Here is a 1,116-nt window from a genome sequence, read left to right as displayed (position 1 = left end):
GCTCCGCAGACGTCGGCCGCCGGCGCGGCGCGGCCGCCTCGGGGCGCTCACTGCGCCACCGTCGCGAGGTCGCCGTCGATGACGACCTCGGTGTCGTGCTTCGCGGACACCGACTTCAGCCGCTTCAGGATCGTCGAGGCCGCCTGGCCGGTGACGACGTCCGGGCGCCCGTACTGGTCGAGGTAGACCGGCGTGACCGCGGTCGCGCCTGCGCCGCCGGGGCCCAGTTCGATGTCGAGGATGAACGCCTCGCCGGTCTTGCGCGAGTAGTGGTCGAAGACGAAGTCGCCGAGCGAGTAGGCGATCAGGCCGTTCTTGTAGCGCTCCACGCCTTGCAGCACGTGCGGGTGGTGGGCCATGACGAGGTCCGCTCCGGCGTCGATGGCGCGACGCGCGTCGCGGACCTGCTCGGCGTTGGCGTCGTCCACGTACTCGATGCCCCAGTGGAACGAGACGATCACGTAGTCGTACTCGGCCGCCGCCGAGGCCACAGCGGCCGCCACCCGGTCCATGTTGTTGCGGCCCTGCGCGATGCCCGCGCGCGTGTCGTTCGCGACGAAGCCGGGCGGCAGGATGTGCGAGAAGGCGAGGTAGGCGACGGTAGCGCTGCCCACCTGTGTGACGGCGGGCGCCCACGCGGCGTCCCGGTCCGCGCCTGCCCCGGAGTGGGCGATGCCGCGCTCGTCGAGGGCGGCGACGGTGTCGTCGAGCGCCTCGGAGCCGTAGTCGAGGGCGTGGTTGTTCGCGATCGAGACCGCGTCGAACCCGGCGAGTTCCAGCCCCGCGACGCCGCGGGGGTCTCCGCGGAAGCAGATCTCCTTGCCCTTGGCGCGAGTGCCGCCGTCGGACAGCGGGCTCTCGAGGTTGCCGCAGGTGTAGTCCGCTGCGGCGAGGTGCTCGGCCACGCGGGCGAGCGGCGCTTCGCCGCCGGCCGCGTGGATGAGCGCCTTGACCTGGCGGTCGAAGATCATGTCGCCCACCGCCGCGACCGTGATGGTGGGTGGGAGTGCCGCGGCAGCCTCTGCTGCGGCCTGTGCCGCCGCTGCCGCGCTCGCCTCGGCCGCGGCCCGGGCAGCCGCTGCCGCCGCACTCGCCTAGGCTGCACGCCGGGCGCTG

Annotated in this window: 1 protein-coding gene; it reads right to left on the bottom strand. The window is 73.4% G+C overall.

What is annotated here, in order from left to right:
- Positions 1–47: 47 nt before the first annotated feature.
- On the bottom strand, positions 48–995 hold the full coding sequence (locus FDZ70_11190) for a CapA family protein (protein ID TLM65327.1): 948 nt from the start codon (positions 993–995) through the stop codon (positions 48–50).
- Between the last annotated feature and the right edge of the window lie 121 nt (positions 996–1,116).

Source organism: Actinomycetota bacterium, assembly GCA_005774595.1.
Classification (GTDB): domain Bacteria; phylum Actinomycetota; class Coriobacteriia; order Anaerosomatales; family D1FN1-002; genus D1FN1-002.
The sequence above is the reverse complement of the archived record's forward strand: the minus strand, read 5'-3'. Positions and strand labels throughout refer to the sequence as shown.